This window comes from Streptomyces sp. NPDC057302 (assembly GCF_042667685.1).
Taxonomy (GTDB): domain Bacteria; phylum Actinomycetota; class Actinomycetes; order Streptomycetales; family Streptomycetaceae; genus Streptomyces.
In genome coordinates this window covers 17,850-39,263 of sequence record NZ_JBHUZJ010000060.1, presented here as the reverse complement: position 1 = coordinate 39,263, position 21,414 = coordinate 17,850, and the positions used below count along the sequence as shown (strand labels likewise).

The 21,414-nt window shown below is 68.8% G+C and carries 19 protein-coding genes and 1 pseudogene; 7 read left to right on the top strand and 13 right to left on the bottom strand.

From position 1 onward, the window contains the following. Positions 1 to 279: 279 nt before the first annotated feature. The 7 genes from ACFUPX_RS31670 to ACFUPX_RS31640 form a co-directional block, all read right to left on the bottom strand. Complete coding sequence (locus ACFUPX_RS31670) at positions 280 to 1,668, bottom strand: 8-oxoguanine deaminase (protein ID WP_383330400.1); 1,389 nt, start codon at positions 1,666 to 1,668, stop codon at positions 280 to 282. Between the two features lie 48 nt (positions 1,669 to 1,716). After that, complete coding sequence (locus tag ACFUPX_RS31665) at positions 1,717 to 3,144, bottom strand: nucleobase:cation symporter-2 family protein (protein ID WP_383330397.1); 1,428 nt, start codon at positions 3,142 to 3,144, stop codon at positions 1,717 to 1,719. Between the two features lie 67 nt (positions 3,145 to 3,211). Continuing rightward, the gene (pucL, locus tag ACFUPX_RS31660; RefSeq protein ID WP_383272521.1) at positions 3,212 to 4,135 is read right to left on the bottom strand and encodes a factor-independent urate hydroxylase; all 924 of its coding nucleotides are present in this window, start codon (positions 4,133 to 4,135) and stop codon (positions 3,212 to 3,214) included. Positions 4,136 to 4,140: 5 nt separating this feature from the next. Beyond that, positions 4,141 to 4,551, bottom strand: a complete 411-nt coding sequence (gene uraH / locus ACFUPX_RS31655; protein ID WP_383330394.1) for a hydroxyisourate hydrolase — start codon at positions 4,549 to 4,551, stop codon at positions 4,141 to 4,143. Continuing rightward, a complete protein-coding gene (uraD, locus tag ACFUPX_RS31650) occupies positions 4,551 to 5,072 on the bottom strand; it encodes a 2-oxo-4-hydroxy-4-carboxy-5-ureidoimidazoline decarboxylase (RefSeq protein WP_383330391.1) in 522 nt (173 codons plus the stop codon). Before uraD ends, uraH begins: the two co-directional genes overlap by 1 nt. A 177-nt stretch (positions 5,073 to 5,249) precedes the next feature. Beyond that, positions 5,250 to 5,618: a helix-turn-helix domain-containing protein gene (locus tag ACFUPX_RS31645; RefSeq protein WP_383330388.1), complete on the bottom strand. Its 369-nt coding sequence runs from the start codon at positions 5,616 to 5,618 to the stop codon at positions 5,250 to 5,252. Next, positions 5,615 to 5,875 carry a hypothetical protein gene (locus ACFUPX_RS31640; RefSeq protein WP_249586930.1) on the bottom strand — a complete coding sequence of 87 codons (261 nt, stop codon included), beginning with the start codon at positions 5,873 to 5,875 and terminating at the stop codon, positions 5,615 to 5,617. The genes ACFUPX_RS31645 and ACFUPX_RS31640 overlap by 4 nt, the downstream gene beginning before the upstream one ends. Positions 5,876 to 6,000: 125 nt before the next feature. Between ACFUPX_RS31640 and ACFUPX_RS31635 the strand changes: the two genes are divergently transcribed. The 3 genes from ACFUPX_RS31635 (at position 6,001) to ACFUPX_RS31625 (ending at position 9,484) form a co-directional block, all read left to right on the top strand. Continuing rightward, positions 6,001 to 6,825: a TIM barrel protein gene (locus ACFUPX_RS31635; RefSeq protein ID WP_383330384.1), complete on the top strand. Its 825-nt coding sequence runs from the start codon at positions 6,001 to 6,003 to the stop codon at positions 6,823 to 6,825. Positions 6,826 to 6,891: 66 nt separating this feature from the next. Then, the gene (locus tag ACFUPX_RS31630) at positions 6,892 to 7,782 is read left to right on the top strand and encodes a 2-hydroxy-3-oxopropionate reductase (RefSeq protein WP_383330381.1); all 891 of its coding nucleotides are present in this window, start codon (positions 6,892 to 6,894) and stop codon (positions 7,780 to 7,782) included. Between the two features lie 244 nt (positions 7,783 to 8,026). Beyond that, positions 8,027 to 9,484 carry a catalase gene (locus ACFUPX_RS31625; RefSeq protein WP_383330378.1) on the top strand — a complete coding sequence of 486 codons (1,458 nt, stop codon included), beginning with the start codon at positions 8,027 to 8,029 and terminating at the stop codon, positions 9,482 to 9,484. Between the two features lie 701 nt (positions 9,485 to 10,185). Here the strand turns inward: ACFUPX_RS31625 and gcl are convergent. After that, on the bottom strand, positions 10,186 to 11,973 hold the full coding sequence (gene gcl, locus ACFUPX_RS31620) for a glyoxylate carboligase (protein WP_383330375.1): 1,788 nt from the start codon (positions 11,971 to 11,973) through the stop codon (positions 10,186 to 10,188). Between the two features lie 265 nt (positions 11,974 to 12,238). Here gcl and ACFUPX_RS31615 point away from each other — a divergent pair, with 265 nt between their 5' ends. From ACFUPX_RS31615 to ACFUPX_RS31605, 3 genes and pseudogenes are all read left to right on the top strand, one after another. Beyond that, positions 12,239 to 13,183, top strand: coding sequence for a protein kinase (locus tag ACFUPX_RS31615; RefSeq protein ID WP_383330372.1), 945 nt, complete (start codon positions 12,239 to 12,241; stop codon positions 13,181 to 13,183). 780 nt (positions 13,184 to 13,963) lie between these two features. Beyond that, the gene (locus ACFUPX_RS31610) at positions 13,964 to 14,323 is read left to right on the top strand and encodes a hypothetical protein (RefSeq protein ID WP_383330369.1); all 360 of its coding nucleotides are present in this window, start codon (positions 13,964 to 13,966) and stop codon (positions 14,321 to 14,323) included. Between the two features lie 92 nt (positions 14,324 to 14,415). After that, positions 14,416 to 14,978: pseudogene (locus ACFUPX_RS31605) on the top strand (GNAT family N-acetyltransferase). Here ACFUPX_RS31605 and ACFUPX_RS31600 read toward each other — a convergent pair. The 4 genes from ACFUPX_RS31600 to ACFUPX_RS31585 form a co-directional block, all read right to left on the bottom strand. Further along, positions 14,956 to 16,587, bottom strand: a complete 1,632-nt coding sequence (locus ACFUPX_RS31600) for an AMP-binding protein (RefSeq protein WP_383330366.1) — start codon at positions 16,585 to 16,587, stop codon at positions 14,956 to 14,958. The pseudogene ACFUPX_RS31605 and the gene ACFUPX_RS31600 overlap by 23 nt on opposite strands. A gap of 172 nt (positions 16,588 to 16,759) precedes the next feature. Then, entirely contained in the window at positions 16,760 to 17,242 is a 483-nt protein-coding gene (locus tag ACFUPX_RS31595; RefSeq protein WP_383330363.1) for a hypothetical protein, read from the bottom strand. A 339-nt stretch (positions 17,243 to 17,581) separates the two neighbouring features. Further along, positions 17,582 to 18,286, bottom strand: coding sequence for a 3-oxoacyl-ACP reductase FabG (gene fabG, locus ACFUPX_RS31590; RefSeq protein WP_383330360.1), 705 nt, complete (start codon positions 18,284 to 18,286; stop codon positions 17,582 to 17,584). 48 nt (positions 18,287 to 18,334) lie between these two features. Continuing rightward, positions 18,335 to 19,159, bottom strand: a complete 825-nt coding sequence (locus ACFUPX_RS31585; RefSeq protein ID WP_383330357.1) for a helix-turn-helix domain-containing protein — start codon at positions 19,157 to 19,159, stop codon at positions 18,335 to 18,337. 147 nt (positions 19,160 to 19,306) lie between these two features. Here ACFUPX_RS31585 and ACFUPX_RS31580 point away from each other — a divergent pair, with 147 nt between their 5' ends. Beyond that, the gene (locus ACFUPX_RS31580) at positions 19,307 to 20,215 is read left to right on the top strand and encodes a helix-turn-helix domain-containing protein (protein ID WP_383330355.1); all 909 of its coding nucleotides are present in this window, start codon (positions 19,307 to 19,309) and stop codon (positions 20,213 to 20,215) included. Between the two features lie 195 nt (positions 20,216 to 20,410). Here ACFUPX_RS31580 and ACFUPX_RS31575 read toward each other — a convergent pair whose 3' ends face one another. Continuing rightward, positions 20,411 to 21,385, bottom strand: coding sequence for an MBL fold metallo-hydrolase (locus ACFUPX_RS31575; RefSeq protein WP_383330352.1), 975 nt, complete (start codon positions 21,383 to 21,385; stop codon positions 20,411 to 20,413). Positions 21,386 to 21,414 lie beyond the last annotated feature (29 nt).

Genomic DNA, 21,414 nt, shown 5'->3' with positions numbered 1-21,414 from the left:
GGGGTCGTGCCTTGCTTGGTGAACCTGGGCTGAGTGGCCACTGTGGCTCCTCCGGTTGTTTTCCAGTACGGGCGGCATTGCCGGCACTTTTCGCTTCTGGGAGGTGGTGCGTGGTGCAAGGACTTGCTCGGTATGAAGTTGTGGTGGTGTGCGCCCAGGTAGTACTGACCGCCCCGGGAACGCGAAGCTTTGGGCCACGTTCCGGGGCGGCACTTGAGCAACCCGCTCGGCTGCTCAAGTCCGGTCAGGGGCCGTCCCCCCTGACCGGAGTTCTTGGGGTCAGGCCTGCGCGGCGATCCGCGCGAGGCGCTGCGCCTCGTCCCGCGCCGAGCGGGCGATGGCGTCCTCGTCGACGTGCAGCAGGCGGCCGTCCTCGACGATCGGCCGGCCGTTGACGAGGGAGAGCGTGACCGGGGCCGCCGCACCGAAGACGATGGCGGTCACCGGGTCGGCGATCGAGGAGTGCCCGATGCCGTCGATCTTCCAGAGGACCAGGTCGGCGAGCTTGCCCGGCTCGAGCGACCCGATCTGCGTGGAGCGGCCCAGGACCTGGGCGCCGCCGAAGGTGCCGAGACGCAGTGCCTGACGTGCGTTCAGGGCGGCCTCGCGGTGGGCGCCGAGGCGGTTGATGAGGAGTGCGTTGCGCAGCTCGGTGTGCAGCTCGCCCGACTCGTTGGACGCGGTGCCGTCGACACCGAGGCCGACCGGAACGCCCGCCTTGAGCATGTCGGGGACGCGGGCGATGCCCGCGGCCAGACGCGCGTTGGAGGAGGGGCAGTGCGCAACTCCCGTACCCGTACGGGCGAATGCGGCGATGTCGGAGTCATTCATGTGGACGCAGTGCGCCATCCACACGTCGTCACCGAGCCAGCCGGTCGACTCGAAGTAGTCGGTGGGGCCCATGCCGAAGAGTTCCTTGCAGAACTTCTCCTCCTCGACGGTCTCGCTGCCGTGGGTGTGCAGTCGTACACCCTTGGCACGCGCCAACTCGGCGCCCTGCTTCATGAGTTCGGTGGAGACCGAGAAGGGGGAGCAGGGGGCGACGGCGACCTGGGTCATCGCGTCGAAGGAGGCGTCGTGGTGCTTGTCGACCGTGGCGGCGGTCGCGGCGAGCGCTCCCTCCAGGGTCTCGACGGCGAAGTCCGGCGGCAGGCCGCCGTCCTTGACGCTGCGGTCCATGGATCCGCGGGCCAGGGTGAAGCGGACACCCATGTCGCTCGCCGCGCCGATGATGGCGCTGGAGAGGTCACCGGAGTTCTTCGGGAAGACGTAGTGGTGGTCCATCGCGGTGGTGACACCGCCGCGGGCCATCATGCCGAGGGAACCCTGGGCCGCCGCCGTCACCATCTGCTCGTCGATGCGCGCCCAGGTCGGGTAGAGCGCGACGAGCCAGTTGAAGAGGTTGTGGTCGGTGGCCAGGCCACGGGTGATCCACTGGTAGAAGTGGTGGTGCGTGTTGACCAGGCCGGGGGTCACCAGGTGACCGGTCCCGTCCACGCGGCGTACGACGTTCGCAAGGCCCTCGGGGGCCTTACCCGCGCCGATGGACTCGATCTTGTTGCCCGCGACGACGACGTATCCCGATGCGTACTCGGTGTCGTTCGCGTCGACGGTCGCGATGGCACAGTTCTCGATGACGATGCGCTGCCGGTCTGCCGGTGCTGCCATGGTGCTTCTTCCTTCTCTGCGTTGTGGCGATGTGGGCACGGCATGACCCTAGGAAGATTTGAGTGCCGCGGCCGCGGGGCTGCGGGTGCCGAGATGGTTGAAGAACAGGTTGAGCAGGACCGCGGTCAGCGCTCCCGCACTGATTCCGGAGCCGAGGACGGTCTGCGCCCAGGCCGGGAATTGTGCGTAGAAGGTGGGCGCGGCGAGCGGGATGATGCCCGCTCCGAGCGCCACGGCCACCAGGATGATGTTGGAGCTGTCGTCGAGGCCCGCCTCGGAGAGCGTGCGGATGCCGCTCACCGCGATGGAGCCGAAGAGGACGATGCCCGCGCCGCCGAGGACCGGCATCGGTACGAGGCTGACGACCGCGCCGAGCATCGGGAAGGCGCCCAGGATGATGAGGGCGCCGCCCGCGACGGCCACGACATAGCGGCTGCGTACACGTGTCAGGGAGACGACGCCGACGTTCTGTGCGAAGGCCGAGGTGGGGAAGCCACCGAAGACCGGTCCGACCAGGGTGGCGATGCCGTCGGTGCGCAGGCCGCGGGTGATGGTCCTTCCGTCGCTCTTGCGGTCGCAGATCTCGCCGAGGGCGAGCATGCCGGCCGACGACTCGGTCATCAGGACCAGCATCACGATGCAGAGCGAGAGGATCGCGGCGGGCTGGAACTCCGGTGCGCCGAAGGCGAACGGCGTCGGCAGCGCGGCCACCGGCGCCGACTTGATGGCGCTGAAGTCGGCCATGCCGAACGGGATCGCGGCGAGCGTACCGACCAACATGCCCAGGAGCAGGGCGACTTGCTTGAGGAAGCCGCGTCCGAACCGCTGGAAGAAGAGGATCACGACGAGCGTGAAGGCGGCCAGCGCGAGGTACTTCATGGCGCCGAAGTCGGCGGCGGTCTTGTCGCCGCCCTGCGCCCAGGTGACGGGCACGGGCATCAGCGTCACACCGATGAGGGTGATGACGACGCCCGTGACGAGCGGCGGGAAGAAGCGCAGGAGCCGTCCGAAGAACGGTCCGACCGCGAGGCAGAAGACGCCCGCGACCATCACCGCGCCGTAGATGGCCGGGAGTTGATGACCTTTGGCGCTGTTCTCGGCGATGGCGAGGATGGGTGCGATGCCCGCGGACGAGGCCGCGTTCACGAAGGGGAGCCGGTTGCCGACGAAGCCCTTGACGCCGAGCGTCTGGAGGATCGTGGCAAGTCCGGCGATCAGCAGGCTCGCGGCGATGAGGCGGGTCTGCGCGACCGTGTCCAGGCCGACGGCCTGGCCGATGATCAGCGGCGGAGTGACGACACCCGCGTACATGGCGGCGATGTGCTGGAGCGCGGCGGGGACGAGCCGCGAGGGGTGAAGCTTCTCATCCACCGGGTGACAGGCGGCAGTTGACTCGCCGGGAGTCGACTCGCCGTCGGCTATGTCCGATGGGGTGGAACACGGGCCTTTCGCCGGCCCCGATGCAGGCTGTGCCATTGCTGCTGTTCCCTCCGGTGTGGCGCGCCCCCGTCCGCTGCGGACGGTCGGGGGCGCGCGTCCCGTATCAGAGGTTGGTCATGTCGACCGGGATCTTCGGCTGGACCCCGTCCCTGAGAACCGTGGCCTCGATGAGGCCGTAGGGACGGTCCGCCGCGAAGTAGACCTCGTTGTCGTTCTTGAGACCGAAGGGCTCGAGGTCCACCAGGAAGTGGTGGTTGTTCGGCAGCGAGAAGCGGATCTCGTCGATCTCGCTCCGGCTGTTGATGACGCGCGAACCCATTTGGTAGAGGGTCTGCTGCAGCGAGAGGGAGTACGTCTCGGCGAAGGCCTGCAGGATGTGCTTCTTGGCCTGGTCGTACGACTTCTCCCAGTTGGGCATCCGGTCCGCGTCGCTGGTCCAGTTGTAACGCCAGGCGGCGGAGACGTCGGTGCACAGGATGCGGTCGTACGCCTCCTTCAGCGTCGTGTACTTGTCCTTGACGTAGCCCCAGAACTCCGAGTTGGTGGAGTTCATGACCGTGAGGTCCTTGAGCCCGGAGATGATCTCCCAGTTCTCACCGTCGAAGGTGATCTGCGTGGTGCGCAGCTCCTGGCCCTTGCGGGCGAAGGAGTGGTTGACCTCGTCCGAGCCGATGAACCTGGAGTTGTTGTCCGAGGTCGCGATGCGCTCCCAGGTGTACTCCTGGATACGGATCCGCGCGACCTTGATCGGCTCCTGGGACGTCACGAAGTGGCGGGCCAGGTGGATGCCGAACTGCTCGGCGGACTCGATGCCGTACTCCTTGGCGAACGCGTACACCGTGTTCTTGGTGGTGTCCGTCGGCAGGACGTTGGCGTTCGAGCCGGAGTAGTGGACGTCCTCCATGTCGCCGGAGAGCGCGACCGAGACGTTCAGGTCCTTGATGTGGTGGGTGTCGCCGTCCCGCGTGATCTTGACGACGCGGTTCTCTGCTTTGCCGTACTGGTTCTGGCCGAGAATCGTGGGCATGTCTGCTAGCTCCCTCGGTAAACGGAGTAGCCGAACGGGTTGAGCAGCAGCGGTACGTGATAGTGCTCGCCCGGGTTGACGGCGAAAGTGATCGCCACCTCCGGGAAGAACGCACCGCTGTCCCTTACGCGGGGGGCGTCCTGCTGCGCCTCGGCTTGCTTCTTCGTGTCACTCTGCTGGTTTGTGGAGAAGTACTCCTCGACCTCGAAGTCGAGTCGTACGTGGGTCGTGCCCTCCGGCAGGGCCGGGAGGTCCTTGCAGCGCCCGTCCGCGTCGGTCGCGGAGCCACCGAGCGCCACCCACTCGGCGTCACGGCCGCTGCGGGCCGTGAGCGAGATGGCGACGCCCTCGGCGGGGCGCCCGACGCTGGTGTCCAGGATGTGCGTGGACACCGAGGCGGTGGTGTCAGTGCTCATCAGTGCTTGTCCTCTTCTTCTGTCTCCACGAGACGGGTCAGCCGGATTCGGTTGATCTTCCCGAGTTCGGTGCGCACGATCTCGCGCTCCGCTTCGGCGGTGTTGCCGATCCGTGCCTTCATCGCGTCGCGCATCTGCTCACCGGTCGCGCCGGTGGCGCAGATCAGAAAGACATGGCCGAACTTCTCCTGGTAGGCCAGGTTCAGTTCGAGCATCTCGGCCTTGAGCTCCTCTGAGGCTCCCGCCATGCCGCGCTGTTCGCGTGACGAGGTGGGGTCCCCGGGCTTCGGGCGGCCGATCGGCGGGTGCCCCGCCATCGCCTCGGCCAGATCCTCGGCGGTCAGCTCGGCCATGGCGGCGTCACTGGCGGCGAAGAGGGCTTCGACGGTGGGGAAAGGGCGCTGGGAGAGCAGTTTGCTTCCCCAGGCCGATGAGGCGCATGCCTCGTGGAGGGCGGCGGTGGCCGCACTCTCCGTCAAGGCGTTGAACCGGGCTGGGCCCGGCGTCGAGCTCGAAGTCACGGGTGCCTCCGTGGCCATAAGGCCTTGTGCTGGACGGGCTGCGGATAGCTAACGCCAGCCGAAACACCACGTCAACACTTTGTTGAAAACTTCGGGTAACAAAGGCCGCCGTCCGGTTAACGGACGGCGGCCTTGGGGAGTGCTCTGACCTGGGACGTTCTGGGACGACCCGGGACGTCAGGTGGAGCGGTTGAGATAGTTGTAGACAGTGAAGCGCGAGACGCCGAGCGCGCCGGCGACCGTCTCCACCCCGTGCCGCACGGCGAAGGCGCCTCGCGCCTCGAGTATCCGTACGACCTCCTGCTTGGCCTTGCGGTCGAGGTCCGACAGGGGCATCCCACGCTTGCGCTCCAGGGCGAGCAGGATGTGATCCAGGGAGTCCGCGAGCTGCGGCAGGCGTACGGCGACCACATCCTCGCCCTCCCAGGCCAGGACGACGTCGTCGGTGCCCGCCTGGTCGGGGGGCACCATCTCGCCGCCCATGGCGTCCACGAGCGGCTTGACGGCGGCCACGAAGGGGTCGCGATCGTCTCTGGGACCGGTCATTCGATGGCCTCCCCCGACTCTCCGAGCACGTTCACCTGGAGGGAGACGCGCGTCGCGCCCGCCTCCAGGGCCTTGCGCAGCAGCGCGTCGACGGCCGTGAGGACCTCGTCGGCGCCGCCCTCCGCGGTGTTGCCGAAGGGGCCGACGTCCACGGCGTCGAGCTCGGCCCCCTGGATGACGTCACGGGCCACCACCGCATGGGCGGGCGCCTCGTCAAGGTCGAAGGGTTCGGTCGTGAACTCCACTCTCAATCGCACGCGCACAACCTACTGCCGCGTGGTGATTTTCCGGCAGCCCCCTCTTGACAAGCGCGGAGCCTCGACGGCAATCTTCCATCAGACAGAAATTAACTTCCGCTATACGGAAGGAGCGCGGAAGCCCCATGGGATACTCCGACCAGCGCTTCAATGTGAACCTGTCGATCCTCTTCACGGAACTCCCGCTCCTGGAGCGCCCCGCGGCTGCCGCCGCGGCGGGCTTCACGGCGGTCGAGCTGTGGTGGCCCTGGGTCGACGCCCCCACCCCCGAGCAGTCCGAGCTCGACGCCCTTCGGGCCGCGATCACGGACGCCGGCGTAGAGCTGGTGGGCCTGAACTTCTATGCCGGGCAGCTGCCCGGACCGGACCGCGGCGCGCTGTCCATTCCGGGTGAGGAGAGCGAGAAGTTCCGCGCGAACCTCCCGGTGGCGGCGGACTTCGCCAAGTCCCTCGGCTGCAAGGCGCTCAACGCGCTGTACGGCAACCGGGTGGAGGGCGTTGAGCCCGCGGTCCAGGACGAACTCGCCCTGGAGAACCTGGCGCTCGCGGCCCGCGAGGCGGACCGCGTGGGTGCGGTGCTGCTGATCGAGGCCCTGAACAAGCCGGAGTCGCCGCGCTGCCCGATCGTCAGCGCGGACGCGGCGATCGCCGTGGTGGACAAGGTGAACTCGGCCACCGGGCTCGGCAACGCGAAGTTCCTCATGGACCTGTACCACCTGTCCATGAACGGCGAGGACCTGCCGGCCGTCATCGATCGGTACGTCGCCCAGACCGCGCACGTGCAGATCGCCGACAACCCTGGCCGTGGGGCCCCGGGCACGGGGTCGCTTCCGCTGGAGGAGCTGCTTGATCAGCTCCGCAAGGCGGGTTACGAGGGGTACGTCGGGCTGGAGTACAAGGCCGGGGACCGGCCCAGCGCCGAGGCCTTCGGCTGGCTGCCCTCCGCCTAGGCCACCGCTTCGCGGCGGATCTTCCCGCCCGCCCACCCGTTACCCCGTAGCTAGAAAGGCTCCACCATGAGCAACCTTCCCAAGATCGCGTGGATCGGACTCGGCATCATGGGCTCCCCCATGTCCGAGAACCTGATCAAGGCTGGTTACTCCGTCACCGGCTTCACCCTCGAGCAGGACAAGCTGGACCGCCTCGCCGCGGCCGGCGGCTCCGTCGCGAAGTCGATCGCCGAGGCCGTCAAGGACGCCGACGTCATCGTCACGATGGTGCCCGCGTCCCCGCAGGTCGAGGCCATCGCGTACGGCGAGAACGGCATCCTGGAGAACGCGAAGTCGGGCGCGCTGATCGTCGACATGTCGTCGATCACCCCGCAGACCTCCGTGGACCTGGCCAAGGCCGCCAAGGACAAGGGCATCCGCGTCCTGGACGCCCCCGTGTCGGGTGGCGAGGCCGGTGCCATCGAGGCCGTGCTCTCCATCATGGTCGGCGGCGAGAAGGCCGACTTCGACGAGGCCAAGCCGCTCCTGGACGCCCTCGGCAAGACCATCGTGCTGTGCGGTCCGCACGGCTCCGGTCAGACCGTGAAGGCCGCCAACCAGCTCATCGTCGCCGTGAACATCCAGGCGTGCGCCGAGGCCGTCGTCTTCCTGGAGAAGTCCGGGGTGGACCTGACCGCCGCCCTCGACGTCCTGAACGGGGGGCTTGCGGGCTCGACCGTCCTGACCCGCAAGAAGGACAACTTCCTCAAGCGCGACTTCAAGCCCGGCTTCCGGATCGACCTGCACCACAAGGACATGGGCATCGTCACCGACGCCGCCCGCAATGTCGGTGCCTCGCTCCCGGTCGGCGCCGTGGTGGCCCAGCTCGTCGCCTCGCTGCGCACGCAGGGTGACGGCGGCCTCGACCACTCCGCGCTGCTGCGCGGCGTCGAGCGCCTCTCGGGCGCCGAGCTCTAAACCCGAGCCCCCAGAAGCCCTCAGAGGCTTCGAGAGCTCCCTCAACTTCCGGGCCGCGGCGGCGCTGACACCTGTCCTGTCGCGCCCAGGCGTCGCCGCGGTCCGGAACCCAAGCCTCACCCGCAAGCCGCATCACGCCCCACCCAAAACTTCAACAAACTGTTGACGTAGCTGTTCAGGCGTACTTACGCTCACGTCACTTCAGCAGTTTCAGTAGTCCGTACGGAAGGTCAACCCCGCCACCATGTCGAAGCGTGTGCTCACGACCGAGTCCGGCGCCCCCGTCGCCGACAACCAGAACTCAGCCACCGCCGGCGTCGGTGGTCCCCTTCTCCTCCAGGACCAGCACCTCCTCGAGAAGCTCGCCCGCTTCAACCGCGAGCGCATCCCGGAGCGTGTCGTGCACGCCCGTGGTTCCGGTGCCTACGGCTACTTCGAGGTGACCGACGACGTCACCGGCTTCACCTCGGCCGACTTCCTGAACACCGTCGGCAAGCGCACCGAGACGTTCCTGCGCTTCTCCACGGTGGCCGACAGCCTCGGTGGCGCGGACGCGGTCCGTGACCCGCGCGGCTTCGCGCTGAAGTTCTACACCGAGGAGGGGAACTACGACCTCGTCGGCAACAACACCCCGGTGTTCTTCATCAAGGACCCGATCAAGTTCCCCGACTTCATCCACTCCCAGAAGCGCGACCCCTTCACGGGCAAGCAGGAGCCGGACAACGTCTGGGACTTCTGGGCGCACGCCCCCGAGGCGACGCACCAGGTGACGTGGCTGATGGGCGACCGCGGCATCCCCGCGTCGTACCGCCACATGAACGGCTACGGCTCGCACACCTACCAGTGGACGAACGAGGCGGGCGAGGCCTTCTTCGTGAAGTACCACTTCAAGACGAACCAGGGCGTACGCAGCCTCTCCGCCGAGCAGGGCGCCGAGCTCGCGGGCAAGGACGCCAACTCGCACCAGACGGACCTTCTCCAGGCCATCGAGCGCGGCGTGAACCCGTCCTGGACGCTGCACGTGCAGATCATGCCGGCGGCGGACGCGGCGGACTACCGCTTCAACCCCTTCGACCTGACGAAGGTGTGGCCGCACAGCGACTACCCGCTGCAGCGCGTGGGCCGTCTGGTCCTTGACCGCAACCCCGACAACGTCTTCGCCGAGGTCGAGCAGGCCGCCTTCTCCCCGAACAACTTCGTTCCGGGCATCGGCCCCTCCCCCGACAAGATGCTCCAGGGCCGCCTGTTCGCCTACGCGGACGCGCACCGCTACCGCCTGGGCGTCAACCACACCCTGCTCGCGGTGAACGCCCCGAAGGCGACCGTCGCGGACAACTACGGCCGTGACGGCCTGATGGCGTCCAACGCGTACGGCCGCGACCGCAAGAACTACGAGCCCAACTCGTACGACGGCCCGGTCGAGACCGGTCAGCCGCTCTCCGCCCCGCTGGCCGTGAACGGTCACACGGGCACGCACGAGGCGCCGCTGCACACCAAGGACGACCACTTCTTCCAGGCGGGTGAGCTCTACCGCCTGATGTCGGCCGAGGAGCAGGCGCGCCTGGTGGCGAACATCGCCGGAGGCCTCTCGCAGGTCACCCGTGACGACGTCATCGAGAAGAACCTGGCCCACTTCCACGCCGCCGACGCCGAGTACGGCAAGCGCGTGGAGGAGGCTGTCCGCGCCCTGCGCGAGGACTAGAACTCCCCAGCTGCACCGGTGATTTGACGGGAGGTCAGCTCACCGGTGCTGTGCCCGCACCATCACGGACCCGGATGAGGGGTGGTCCCGTGGTGTTCGGGCCGGACGAGGATCGCGGCGGCTCTGCGAGCCAGTGCGGTGGTAAAGGTCAGGCGGCTCCCTTCTCGACCTGAGGGAGGGGACCGCCGCCGGTCCATTCGCAGCCGCCGCGGTCCCAGCCGTTCTCGGGCCCCTGGGCCTTGGACCCATAAGACTCCGTCCGGCAGCGCGTATGCATGTTCCGCCAGTCGCGCGCGGTCGGACGGCTACAACTCCTCAGCCAGAGCGGCGAGTACGGACGGTCCCGTACTCGCCGCTCTTTTGCGTGCGCTTGGCTTGGGCGGCTTGGCTTGGGCGGGCCCCTTCTGGTCCGCCTTCTTCTGCGAGCGTGTGGGGGCTGAGCGCGCAGTTCCCCGCGCCCCTGACGGGGCGCTCTCGCCCCTCAGGGGTGTGTGGGAACTGCGCGACAAGCCACGACGCACCCGCTCCCCCGCAGCCAGGTCGCAACCATCCGCTCCAGGGGTGGCACGCGCCCCTCGGCGGCCAGTTCCCTCAGCCACAGGACCGGCGTGAGCCCTCCGGCGAGTCCATGCGCACACACTAAAGGGGCGGTCCACCCCGCTCGGGTGGACCGCCCCTCAGTGGGCCTTGTGGCGCTGCCGTCAGACCTTCAACGGGCGGATCGCCGTGGGCGCGTGGCCCGGCTCCGTGGCGATCTCCTCGAACTCCTTGACCGCGCTGATGTCGGCCGTGGGGCTCATGGAGATGTTGGTGATGCGCTCCAGGATGGCCTCGACGACGACCGGGACCTGGTGCTCCTGGGCGAGCTTCTTGGCCTGCTCGAAGGCCGCGCCGAGCTCGTTCGGGTCGGTGACGCGGATGGCCTTGCAGCCCAGGCCCTCGGCGACCTTGACGTGGTCGACGCCGTAGACGCCGAGCTCGGGGCTGTTCTGGTTCTCAAACTCCAGGTTGACCTGGAAGTTGATGTCCAGGCCGATCTGGGCCTGGCGGATCAGGCCCAGGTAGGCGTTGTTCACCAGGACGTGGACGTACGGGATGCGGTGCTGCGCGCCGACCGCCAGCTCCTCGATCATGAACTGGAAGTCGTAGTCGCCGGACAGGGCGACGACCGGGGTGTCGCGGTCCGCCGTGGCGACGCCGAGCGCGGCCGGGATCGTCCAGCCGAGCGGGCCCGCCTGGCCGCAGTTGATCCAGTGCCGCGGCTTGTAGACGTGCAGCATCTGGGCGCCCGCGATCTGCGAGAGGCCGATCGTGGTGACGTACCGGGTGTCGGGGCCGAAGGCCTTGTTCATCTCCTCGTACACGCGCTGCGGCTTCATGGGGATGTTGTCGAAGTGCGTGCGGCGCTGCAGGGTTTCCTTGCGCTCCAAGTGGGAGGCGACCCACGCGGCGCGGTCGGGGAGCTTGCCGGCGGCCTTGAGCTCCTTGGCCACCTCGACGAAGAGCTCGAGGGCGACCTTGGCGTCGGAGGCGATCCCGTAGTCCGGCGCGAAGATCTTGCCGATCTGGGTCGGCTCGATGTCGACGTGCACGAACTTGCGGCCCTGGGTGTACACGTCCAGCTTGTAGCCGGTGTGACGGTTGGCCCAGCGGTTGCCGATGCCCAGGACGAAGTCCGACTCCAGGAACGTGGCGTTGCCGTAGCGGTGGCCGGTCTGCTGGCCGACCATGCCCGCGTTCAGGTCGTGGTCGTCGGGGATGGTGCCCCAGCCCATCAGGGTCGGCACGACCGGGGTGTTGGTGATCTCGGCGAACTCGACCAGGAGGTCGGAGGCGTCGGCGTTGATGATGCCGCCACCGGCGACGATCAGCGGACGCTCGGACTCGACCAGGTACGTGATCGCCTTCTCGATCTGCGCGCGGGTCGCGGCCGGCTTGTAGACCGGCAGCGGCTCGTACGTGTCGATGTCGAACTCGATCTCGGTCTGCTGGACGTCGATCGGCAGGTCGATGAGGACCGGGCCGGGACGGCCCGAGCGCATCAGGTGGAACGCCTGCTGGAAGACGCCGGGGACCTGCGCGGCCTCCAGGACCGTGACGGCCATCTTCGTGACCGGCGTGGCGATCGACGCGATGTCGACGGCCTGGAAGTCCTCCTTGTGGAGCAGGTGCGTGGGCGCCTGACCCGTGATGCAGAGGATCGGGATCGAGTCGCCGGTCGCGGAGTACAGACCGGTGATCATGTCGGTGCCCGCGGGCCCCGACGTACCGATGCAGACACCGATGTTGCCGGGGTTGGCGCGGGTGTAGCCCTCAGCCATGTGTGAGGCGCCCTCGACGTGCCGGGCGAGCGTGTGGTCGATGCCACCGCCCTCCTGGAGCGCCTTGTAGAACGGGTTGATCGCCGCGCCGGGCACACCGAACGCGTTGGTGACGCCCTCGCGCTTGAGGATCTCAACTGCCGCGCGGACAGCGGTCATACGGGCCATGGGGTTCTCCTGCTTCGACAACAGCTTCGACAGCTTCATCAGCTATTCGGCTGACGCTTACGGCTGGCGGATCCGGCTCCCGTCGCGCCCCGCGGTGAGCTTCTGTTTCCGCATTGTGGAAAAGATGTTCTGCTATATGGAAGCAATGTAGGCCGGGGCGAGGGAGACCGTCAAGAGAGGACCGGGAACCGAGCTGCCCGAAGGCCGCGTCCCAGTCGTTGAATTCGGCATGGAATTCGGGCCACACCATCGGGGGGGGTCGCGCGTGGCCACTTCACCGGGCACGTCACCGGACACTCCGCCAGACACTCCGCCGGACGCCTCGCCTGCCCGGCCGGGACCGCCCCCGCCGCGCTACGGGCGCTGGACGCCCGGACCGCTGCTCGGGCAGGGCGGTCTCGGGCGGGTCTTCCTCGCGCACGACGGAACGGGGCGCGCCGCCGCCCTGCGGGTGGTGCGGGCCTCCCTCGCCCGTGACCAGGAGTTCCGCGCCCGCTTCGCCCGCGAGGTCCACGCGATCGGCGCGGTGCGGGGGCGCCGCGTCGCCGCGCTCGTCGACGCCGATCCGCACGGCACGGCGCCCTGGCTCGCCACGCAGTACGTCCACGGCCCGACGCTGGCCGTACGGGTACGGGATCTGGGCGGGCCTCTCGGTACGCCGGAACTGCGCGCCCTGGCGAACGCGCTCGCCGGGGCGCTGAACGACATCCACCGGGCGGGCCTGGTGCACGGCGGCCTCCGGCCCTCGAACGTGATCCTGGCGGCCGACGGCCCCCGCGTCGTCGGCTTCGGCACGGCGGGGTGCGTGGAGCGGGCCGAATACAGGGAGGGGCGTGGCGGCGGGGCGGGGTACACGGCGCCCGAGCTGCGGGCGCCGGGCGCGCGCAAGCCTCCCGCGGACGTCTTCGCGCTCGGCGCGGTGCTCGCCTTCGCGGCGGCGGGGCGCGCCCCCTTCGACGCCGGGGGCGAAGCCGGGGCCCCGGACCTCGCGGACGTGCCGAGGGAGCTGTTGCCCCTGATCACCGCCTGCCTGGCCGGGCACCCCACGGCCAGGCCGGCCCCGCGCACCGTCGCCCGCATGGCAGGCCTGCCCCTGCCGGGCAGCCGCCGCCGGGCCCTGTCCCTGGCGGGCACACTGTTCTTGGCTCAACTGCCTGCCGTGGCGGGCCCACTTGGTGGACGATGGAGGTCACGAACCGGCGAGCGGTGACGGTTACGGTGACGGGTGAGGGTGATGACGGAGAGCGGCGTCCCGGTACGGTGCCCGGTCTGCCGGCGCGAACATGTGTACGCCCCTCCCTCCTACCCCTGTGTGTGCGGCGCCCCGGTGGTTCCGCCGGTGGCACGAGGCGCGACGGTGACCCCGGTGACGGACCGGACATGGGCGGAGGAGTGGGTGACCGTGCGGTGCCGGAGGTGCGGGCGCCGGGACCAGTGGCCACAGCCTGAGCTGGGGTGCGGGTGCGGGGCACTGCTGCGGATTCCGGTACGGGCGGTGCAGGCGCCTTCGGCGGGATGGGCGGAGTCGGCGGGGCGGGAGCGTTCGGTGGACCCGGCCGGACGGGAGCCTTCGGCGGACACCACTCCGGCTGCACCGGCGGCTTCGGCTGCTGGGCCGGTGGGTCCGGAGGGTGCGTCGGCGGGACCAGAAGCCTCGTCGGGGGGCCCGGAAACCACAGCTCCGGAAGCTGGGGCCGCACCAGCCGCTGCAGCTCCGGCTGCTGCACCGGCGGATCCGGAAGCTGCATCGCAGGGTCCGGAAACCGCCGCTCCGGGAACTGGGGGCCCCACAGACGCTGCAGCTCCGGCTGCTGCGCCAGCGGAACCAGTAGCTGGGTCGGCGGCTCCGGAATCTGGCGCACCACCAGCCACCGCGGCGACCCCACCAGCCCCCGCAGCCTCGCCGGACGCCGCGGCAGCACCAGAACCTCCCCCGCGCACCTCACGGCCGCGACCGACCCCGACCCCTCCTCGGCCCGCCTTCCAGCCGGTGCCGGTCCGCACGGCGCGGGACGCGGTGACGGTGGCGTCGCTGTACCTGCGGTGGCTCGGCTACGGGGACATCCGGGGAGCGGTCAAGCGGGCGCCCTCCGGGGTGCGGGTCGCGGCCCGGGGCATGATCGCGCTGATCGAGCCGTCCGTGCAGCCGACGACGCTCCGTGACGTGGAGTGCGTGTGGCTCAGCGCGATGGCCGAGTCCGTGAGCTGCGTCTGCTTCTCCCTCGCGGGATACGAAGAGACGGCCCGCGCACGGGCGGACAAGCTGTCCATCCCCCTGTTCGTCATCGACCTCATGGGCACGCCCCAGCCGGTGAACAACGCGGCGGACGAGCTGATGTCCGCGGGCTGACCGGATGGGCGACCGGCTGCCGGGACGAGAAGGCAGGCAGCCGCCGACGCCCGGACCGGCACACTCGGCATACTCGACCTATGCGCATCCGCATCCGCATCCGCCCCGCCACGAAGGCGGAACTCCCCGCGCTCCAGGACATCGAGCGCGCCGCGGGCGAACCCTTCCGCGCCCTCGGCATGGCAGCCGTCGCCGACGACGAACCTCCCGGCATCGAACTCCTGGAAGAGTTCCGCAGCGCGGGCCGGGCCTGGGTGGCCACCGACGGGGTGGCCAACGAAGGGGTAGCCAGCGACGGCGCCCCGATGGCGTACCTCATCAGCGAGCCCGTGGACACCGCCGAGCACATCGAGCAGATCTCCGTGCACCCCCGAGCGGCGCGCCACCGCATCGGCCGGGCCCTGATCGAGCACGCCGCCGAGCGCGCCCGCGACGAGGGCCGCGAAGCCCCCCCCTGACCACCTTCGCGGACGTCCCCTGGAACGCCCCGTACTACGCCCGCATCGGCTTCCGCGTGCTCACCGAGGCCGAACTCACCCCGGGGCTGCGGAAGATCCGCGCCCACGAGGCCGAGCTGGGTCTCGACCGCTGGCCCCGCGTGGCCATGCGCCGCGAGCTCGCCATCGGCGGTACTACACCCCGTACCGCTCCCTGAGCTCGATCTTCCGCACCTTCCCCGACACCGTCATGGGGAAGCTCTCCAGGATGCGCAGCGCGGCCGGGATCTTGTAGTGCGCCAACTGCCCCTCGCAGAAGGCCCGTAGCTCCTCCAGCGTCAGCGGATCCTCGGCGTCCCGCAGGATGACGCAGGCCAGCGGAACCTCCCCGTACCGCTCGTGGGCAGCTCCGACCACCTGGACATCGGCGATCTTCGGGTGGCCGTACAGGAACTCCTCGATCTCGCGCGGGTAGATGTTCTCGCCACCCCGGATGATCATGTCCTTGATGCGGCCGACGATCTGGACGTATCCGTCCTCCCGCATGACCGCGAGGTCCCCCGTGTGCATCCACCGCCCGGCGTCGATCACCTCCGCCGTCCGCGCCGCCTCGTTCCAGTAGCCGAGCATCACGCTGTATCCCCGCGTGCGCAGCTCGCCGGAGGTGCCCCGCGGCAGCGTCACACCGCTGACGGGGTCGACGACCTTCACCTCGATGTGCGGCAGCACGCGCCCCACCGTGCCGGTCCGCCGCTCCAGGTCGTCCGTGCGGCGGGTCTGCGTCGAGACCGGGGACGTCTCCGTCATCCCGTAGCAGATGGAGACCTCCTCCATGTGCATCTCGGCGACCACCCGCTTCATCACCTCGACCGGGCAGGGCGAGCCCGCCATGATGCCGGTGCGCAGCGAACTCAGGTCGTACGTGGCGAAGTCGGAGAGGTTCAGCTCCGCGATGAACATCGTCGGCACGCCGTACAGGGACGTACAGCGCTCGCGCTCCACCGCGTGCAGCGTGGCGACGGGATCGAAGGAGGGCGCGGGGATGACGATGCAGGCGCCATGGGACGTGGCCCCCAGATTCCCCATCACCATGCCGAAGCAGTGGTAGAAGGGCACGGGCAGACACACGCGATCCCGCTCCGTGTAGCCGACCGTACGGCCCACCCGGTACCCGTTGTTGAGGATGTTGTGGTGGGAGAGGGTCGCCCCTTTGGGGAAGCCGGTAGTGCCCGAGGTGTACTGGATATTGACGGCGTCATCACAGCTCAACTCACCTTCACGGGCGCGCAGTTCACCACACCCCACCGCCCCCGCCGCATCCAGGAGGGCATCCCAGGACCCGTCCCCGATGTAGTGGACGGACCGCAGCTCGGGGCAGTTGCCCCGCACCTGGTCCACCAGCGCCCGGTAGTCGCTGGACTTGTGCGACTGCGAGGCGACGAGCACCGTCACCCCGGCCTGCTTCAGCACGTACTCCAACTCATGTGCGCGATAGGCGGGGTTGATGTTCACCATGATGGCGCCGATCCGCGCGGCGGCGTACTGCACGAGCACCCACTCGGCACAGTTCACGGCCCAGATGCCGACGCGATCCCCCTTGCCGACCCCAACCCCCATGAACCCCCGCGCCAGCTGCTCGACGGACGCACCGAACTCGGCGTAGGTCCAGCGGGTCCCGGCCGCCACGTCCACCAGCGCGTCCCGCTCGGGCCAGGCCTCGATCGCCCGGTCGAGATTGCGCCCGATGGTGTCACCGAGCAGTGGAGTCGTACTGACCCCATGGGCGTACGACAGTTCACTCGACTTCACATTCACACCCAAGGTCATTGGTAGTCCTCCTCGCGGTACTCGGCTTCGGACCAAGCACACCCCCTGCGGGCCTTGTGCGGCACGGCGCCAAGTGTGACCCGGGGGCAGCGCCGCGTCGACCCTGCCTCGCCCGGAAGAACGGCTCGACCTGCGACGACCACGCGTCGTCCGGCGGCGGCCGCCCGCTCCATCACCCCAACTGCTCCCGGCACAAGGCCACGGTGGCCGGGTCCGCCACACCCTCCGCCATGCGGCACACCACCTTGCCGTCGTACGTCTGCCGCGGCCACGCGGGTCGCGGCGCCACCGGTGCGGGACGGCGTGCCGGTGGCGGGGGTGGCGCCGGCGCGCGGCGGGCGGGGGTGCGTGGAGGAGCCGGCGCCGGACGCTCGCGAGCAACGGCGGCGGGCTTCTTCTCGTGCCGAGGCGCTCCCCCGCCGGCCTCCCTGGCCTTCCCGGCCTTGCTGCCCTTGGACGTGCGGGCGCCGCTGTTGACCAACGCGTCACGGGCCGAGGGCTGCACGGCGGGGGTGTGGGGCTCAGGGGTGGTCGGGGCCTCGCCATCCGGCGGTACGAGCTCCCGACCGACCGGCAGCCGGTCCGGGACGCCACCCGGCGCCACGGAGGTGCACCCGGCGGTACTCAGCAGGGCGAAAGCTACAAGGGTGACCATCCGGCGACGCACGAGGCAACCCTCCCGCAGGACGGCCCGGCAGGAGGCCGCATCGCGGACGTCCCACCGGACCGGGTGATCAGGCTGCCGCGCGATGACGGTCGGAGTGAACTCCTCTGCCTGTCCGCGCCGTTGAACGCAAACGAACGCGAACACCTGAGACTGTGCTTGTGACTGCCCTTGCCCCTGCTCCCCATCAGCGTGGCTTATCAGGCGCCTCAGGCACCTCGATCGGTGAGGCGCCCCCCGCCCCCGTCCGCGCTGTGAGGATCGACCGGCAGCCGACCTGGTGGACGACCTGGCCGCGCGGCTTCGCGCCCGCCCCGTCCCGTCCCGAGCTCAGTGCCCCATGCCTCCGCCGCCATCCACCGGGATGACTGCGCCGGTGATGTAGTCGGCGGCAGGTGAGGTGAGGAAGGCGATGGTCGCGGCGATCTCCTCGGGGCGGGCCAGGCGACCCAGGGGTATCTGCCGGACGAGGCTCTCCCGCTGCTCATCCGTGAGACTTTCGATCATCTTCGTCTCGGTGAGGCCCGGTGCGACGACATTGAAGGTGATGTTGCGGGAGCCGAGTTCACGGGCCATGGATCGCGCGAATCCGACGAGACCGGCCTTGGACGCCGCATAGTTGGCCTGGCCGCTCTCGCCGCGCAGGGCCACCGCCGAGGAGACCAGGACGACGCGCCCGTACTTGGCCCGGAGCATCGCCCTGGTCGCCTGCTTGACGACGCGAAACGTGCCCGTGAGGTTGGTGTCGAGGACGGACGTGAAGTCATCCTCGCTCATGCGCATGAGCAGTTGGTCCTTGGTGATGCCGGCGCAACAGACCAGTACTTCCACCGCGCCGTGTTCGTTCTCCGCCTCCTTGAAAGCGGCCTGTACCTGGTCGGTGTCGGTGATGTCGCAGCGGATGGCGAACAGCCCCTCGGGGGGTTCACCGGTGCGATAGGTGACTGCTACTCGATCACCCGCCGCTTGCAGGGCGCGCGCAGCGGCCAGACCGATGCCGCGGTTGCCTCCGGTGATCAGGACTGATCGGGACATGGGGGATCCCCTTCTGAAAGCGCTGTGGAGAAAATGAGTTGGTACGGGTCAAAGAGTAGATGCGGGCATACCGGAGCGCGTCAACTGCCTGCTGATGGTCGCCGCCGTGTCCATCACGGCCCCGACCAGGCGGTTTCGGACCGAGGGACTGCATACCTGGCGGTGCGCCGCGAGCAGGCTGACCGCGCCGGCCACGGTGGAGCCCCGCCAGACCGCAGCCGCGATGGCATCCCTGCCGAGCAGGGGCGATGGGCCGACTGCGTAGCCGTCCGTGCGTACACGGGCGAGCTGAGGCCGTGCCGCGGCGACATCTCCGAGACAGGCCAGAATCGCCCATCCCGGCGGGTCCGCCTCGAGCGGAGCACGCCACAAGGCCTGAAGCGACGCCTGCGGGGTGGCCTGAACCTGCCGTGCGTGCGCTCCCAGCGCCTGTTCCGCCTGGATACGCATCGGCTTTCCGATCAGGAGTGGCACGTATGCCAGCGCGATCTGACCAGTACGCGACTGTAATGTGATCAGCTCGGCACGAACTGTGGCCGAGCCCGCGCTGGTTGGCGGCCCGGACGAATCTGCGAAGGAGCCGGAGAAGACATGCGGAGCCTCTGCGAGGGCGTAGTGGCCGCGCGGCCCTCGCCGTTCCACGGCTCCTTCGCCGACCAGCGCCTGCACATAGCGATAGGCGGTCGGGGAGGGCAGTCCCGCCCGCCGGGCGACGGAGGCCAGAGGATGGGCGCCGTCGCCGAGTTGCCGCAGCGCACGCAGCACCGCGAGCGTACGCCCCACAGAAACACCACTGCGCTCCGGCGGCATGGCGGCAGCCGTCTGCGACAACGCGAACTCCCCCTCGCAATTGAGAATCGCCGCGTCTCCCACAACACGAGCGGATCCGAGCGCCCATTGTCACTGCGGTCCCACTGGCACCACCAGGACCAGCTTTTTCCTGTCTGCGAATTTCAGGAAAACGTCCTTCCGGTATATGAGCCGGGACTGGACGGCCCCCGGCAAAGGAAAGGGTGATCTGTGGACAACAAGGCAGCGTTGCGGCAACTGCTGCAGTGGAAGCGCAAACAGGTGGATCCCTCAACCCTGGGCTGGCCTCCCCGCACCGGCCGCGGCCGTCGCTCCCCGGGCCTTTCACAGGCCCAGGTCGGGCAGCTCCTCTACGTTTCCGAGCGGACGTACGCGCAGCTCGAGCGCGGCGAAATGCCCGCCCCCACAGCCGAGTTCCTCGACCGGGTGTCCAACGTTCTGCAACTGAAGGAGCGGGAGAGGATCGCGCTCTACGTCTACTCCGTCGGCCACGAGCCGCCCCACCCGCAGGACCCGCTGGCCGGCACGAACGTCCATCCTGCCTGGAAGGTGGCCGTGGAGGCCATCACAGGACAACCGTGCTACGTCAACGACGTCGCGTGGAACGTCCTTGCCTGCAACGAGGACTTCCTTCGCATGTTTCCCCGCCCGCACGGAGCCCCGCCGGCACTTCCCGAGAAGAACCTCATGCGCTACATGCTGCTGCGGGAAGACGTCAGGGAACACCAGATGGTCAACTGGGCCTCCCAGTGGGCGATACCGCTCACCGCCCAGCTGCGGACCGCCGTCGCCGCGCATCCGGAGAACGCCGATCTGCAGCAGCTCGACCAGGAGGTCGACGCGGACCCGGTGGTCCGACCCATCTACCGGGCACGGCATGTGGCATACGTCCATCCCAACGGGGACACACGCAAGATGCGCTATCACGCATACGGGGGCCCGGACGAAGAAGCCTATTTGGACCAGTGCTGTGACCAGCACGCACCCAGCCGAGTAGGTGACGTCACCATGTGCACGGCCATGCCGCTGGGCTCGCCCGGCGCCCGGTTCACCATGCTGGTGTTCAATCCCGACTTGCCGCAGAACGGAGCCACGGCAGGGGCCCATTTCGATGAATGAAATCGGGACGGCTTCTGAGGGCTTGCACCTTGCGACGGCTTCAACTGCCCCTGTTTGATGCTCACACCTGTACGCCGAACCCCAGCGGGTGTGTGCGTCCAGGGTGCCGAACCGGCCGCCCCTGGCCATCCCACGTTCGGTTGAGGGTGCTGCCCGGCGCGGCGGGCAGCACCCCCCGCTCACCATGGGTAGCCGTCAGGCGGCAGGCATGTGCGGTTGGGTATGACGGTCGAAGGCCCACTGGGCAGCGCCGTGTGCGAGTTCCATGATGCTGTGACTGGCACTCCCGCCCTGCAAGTGGCTGTACTCCACCGCGATGACAATCATGAGGCGTTCAGGAAGGCGGAGTTGCGGATAGAAATCACGCCGGAAGATGTCATCCATGGCTTCGCGGACCGTCAGACCGCTTTCGAACCGCAGCCGAATCTCGCGCTGGGCGGTGCGCAGATAGTCGATGTGCTCGCTCAGGTCATGAGGGCCCTTGAGCCGGCCATGTCCGGGAACGATGACCCGAGGAGACAGGTCAAGGATGGTCTCGTTGGCGTTGATCACGTTCTGTATCGGACCTGACCAGTGAGGGGGGTGATCGTCGGGAAAGTAGACGTCACCCGCGCAGACCACATCGCCGACGCGGACGATCAGGTCGCCTGCATGGTGCGCGGGCCCCACCTCGATGAGCTCTACGTCCGTCCCGCCGACCGTGAACGCGTGGTGTCCGCTGAAGGTCACGGTGGGGGCCGGGACACGGGCCGAGAGGAAGTCGAAAGCGCCGAAGTAACGGCGGAAATACCAGCCCAACGGCCCGTCGGGCGCTGATTCGTGCAGCAGTCGGTGCATCTCCTGGGGGGTCGGCTCGTGCTCCAGGTGCTCGGATCCGCAATGGGTCGAGATCACCGCCGCGCCGGGAAACATGTGGTTGCCCCAGCTGTGGTCGCCATTGGCGTGGGTGTTGACCACGGTGGTGACCTGCCGCGTTCCCAGGACCGGGCGGGCAGCCCGGATCATCGCCTCGGTCAGCGGCCCGTCGTAGGGAGTGTCGATGAGCGCGGCATCGTCGCCGGAGATGATCCACAAGCAGTTCGCGTAGCCCCAACTGCCGCTGTCGTAGGGCATCCACACATGCAGGCCTGCGGTGTCGGGAATCGGGACGAGCTGACGAGGGAGGTTCATCGGCGCATTGTTCCTGAAGATGGCCACCG